The sequence below is a fragment of the Clostridium sp. SGI.024 genome (genome assembly GCF_050315195.1).
Classification (GTDB): Bacteria; Bacillota; Clostridia; order Clostridiales; family Clostridiaceae; genus Clostridium.
Window position 1 is genome coordinate 1 of the sequence record NZ_JBNPON010000125.1, and the last position, 2,810, is coordinate 2,810.

Sequence of the window (2,810 nt, forward strand, 5' to 3'; positions counted from 1 at the left end):
TTATAATATTAATATATATATTTTATAGCATATTATATATTTTTTAAACTGAACAAATAAAATAAGACCTACTTTTTTATTTTAAATAGGTCTTATTTTATATTACTTTATAAGCTTAAATTTATTATTTTCCATATCTAAATTGCATTTCCCTCCATTTGATAAATCTCCAAATAACAATTCATCAACTAAAATAGGTTTTAAATCTGAATTAATCACTCTAATTATTTCTCTTGCTCCAAATTCCTTAGATAAGCCCTTTTCACTTATAAAAGTAATTGCTTCATCACTAAAGCTAAGTTCTATATTTTTTTCTTTTAATTTATCTTTAAACTTATTTAATTCTTTATTAGCTATTTCTATTGCCATATCTTTATTTATTTGATTGAATACAATTACCTTATCTAATCTATTCCTAAACTCAGGAGTAAATGCTCTCTTAACTTCATCACTTATAGCTTCATTATTGATTGTTCCCCTTGCAAATCCAACTAAGTTTTTACCAATATCCCTTGCTCCAGCATTTGAAGTCATAATTAATATAACATTTCTAAAATCTGCCTTCCTGCCTTTATTATCAGTTAATGTAGCATAATCCATTACTTGTAATAAAACACTTAATATATCTGGATGAGCTTTTTCTATTTCATCTAACAATAATACACAGTTTGGTTTCTTTCTAATTGTATCAGTTAAAAGGCCACCTTCTTCATAACCAACATATCCTGGAGGAGAACCTATAAGTTTAGATGCAGCATGCCTTTCACCGTATTCACTCATATCAAATCTTATTAGTTCTATACCTAAAGTCTTTGCTAAAACTTTAGCTATTTCAGTTTTACCAACGCCAGTTGGTCCTACAAACAACATTGAAGCAACAGGTTTATTTTCATCATTTAATCCAGCTCTTGACATCTTAATGCATCTTGAAACCTCATCTACTGCTTGATTTTGGCCAAATATTTTACTTTTCAATTCATCTTCTAATATTTTCAATGAATTTATTTCTGTATTTTCTATTGTTTTCTTAGGTATATTACACATCTTAGCTATAATTTCCTCAATTACTGAGTCATCTACTAATCCATTAGAGTATTTTTCTCTATTAATATCTACAAAAGCTCCTGCTTCATCTATTATATCAATAGCCTTATCAGGTAAAAATCTATCATTAATATATTTAAAACTCAAATTAACAGCAGATTTTAATGCTTCATCAGTATACTTTACTTTATGATATTCTTCAAATACATCTTTAACACCTTCTAAGATATCTATAGTTTCTTCAATAGAAGTTTCTTTAACTTCTATTACTTGGAATCTTCTTACTAATGCTTTATCTTTCTCAAAATATTTTTTGTAATCATCATAGGTAGTTGCTCCTATAAATCTTATTTTCCCCTCTAGTAAATATCCTTTTATTAAACTTCCACCATCTAATGAACTACCATTTAAAGCTCCAGCACCAACTATATTATGAATTTCATCAATATATACTATTGGATTATCATAAGTCTTTATCTCATCTAATATCTGTTTAATTCTTTCTTCAAAATCTCCTCTGTACTTTGTTCCTGCAAGTATAGTTCCTATATCTAAAGAGAATATTTCAGCATTTTTTAATTTTTCTGGAACTTTACCTTCTTTAATTAACTTAGCAAGTCCCATTGTAATTGCAGTTTTTCCAACTCCAGGTTCTCCTATATGAATTGGATTATTCTTAGTTTTTCTGCATAGGACTTGTATTGTCCTATCAATTATGTCTTCTCTACCCACTAATGGATAATTATCTTCTTTTTCAATTAACTCTGTTATATTTGTACAAAAACTATTAACTATGCTCTTATTTTTATTTCCTTCATTTTCTTCGGCTTTATTAACTCTAATTATTTTAATTGCATCTTTAGCCAAATCATCTTCTTCTGATTTATTATGAGAAAGTTCAAACAATAAATCTTGTTTAGTTATTCCTTGCTTTTCTAAATAATAAATGGCATAACTATCTTTTAAGGCATAAATTGCTGAAATTACATGCTCTAAAGCTACATAATTTCTTTCACTAAAAGCTGCCTGTTGAGTAGCAACAATTAATACATTTTTAATTCCATAACTTTCCTCCGGTTCTCCTTCATCTTCTAATTTATCTAAATTTTCATTGATGTAGCTTGTTAAATCCTCTTTTAATTCATCAACATTTCCATTTAATTTAATAATTACAGCCTTGAATGCATCTTCTTCTAAAGCACTTAATAATAAATGTTCAGGTGTAACATATTCATTTTTATTATTTTTTGCTGTGCTATAGGCTCTATACAAAATATCTCTTACCACTTTACTTATATCCATTTTAATCCTCCTCTACTGTAAGCTTAAAGGGAAATCCCTCTTCTCTTGCCATTGAAATAGCTTTATTAGTTTTTGTAACAGCTATATCATAAGTATATACTCCTGCTATCCCCTTACCTCTTTTATGGACTTCCATCATAATCTTATTAGCCTCTTCAAAGCTTTTATTAAAGATAATATTTAAAATAGCAACTACAAATTCCATAGTTGTAAAATCGTCATTATACATAATAACCTTATATTTTTTGGGCTCTTTAGTTTTAATATGTGTTCTTTCTATTACTTTTGAATTAGTTTCCAAAATAACTCCTCCATTTTCACTTTTGATTCTATAATGAAGAAAAATATTCTTATTTGATATTCATTATATATTATATTGTATTTAGTTGCAAAATACTATAACTTGATATGTACCATTATTATATTTTTATGTAACTAATAAGTTAATAATCATATACTATAAT

At 26.9% G+C, this 2,810-nt stretch carries 2 protein-coding genes; both read right to left on the bottom strand.

Annotated elements, in window-relative coordinates:
* Positions 1-102: 102 nt before the first annotated feature.
* The gene (gene clpA / locus ACQRD5_RS16935) at positions 103-2,346 is read right to left on the bottom strand and encodes an ATP-dependent Clp protease ATP-binding subunit ClpA (protein WP_291625033.1); all 2,244 of its coding nucleotides are present in this window, start codon (positions 2,344-2,346) and stop codon (positions 103-105) included.
* Between the two features lies 1 nt (position 2,347).
* Positions 2,348-2,647 (bottom strand): ATP-dependent Clp protease adaptor ClpS, encoded by a 300-nt coding sequence (locus tag ACQRD5_RS16940; RefSeq protein ID WP_291625034.1) that lies wholly within the window; start codon positions 2,645-2,647, stop codon positions 2,348-2,350.
* Positions 2,648-2,810: the final 163 nt, after the last annotated feature.

Excerpts from the sequence above, each read along its gene's own strand:
- clpA (WP_291625033.1), bottom strand. The coding sequence starts at position 2,346 with ATGGATATAAGTAAAGTGGTAAGAGATATTTTGTATAGAGCCTATAGC.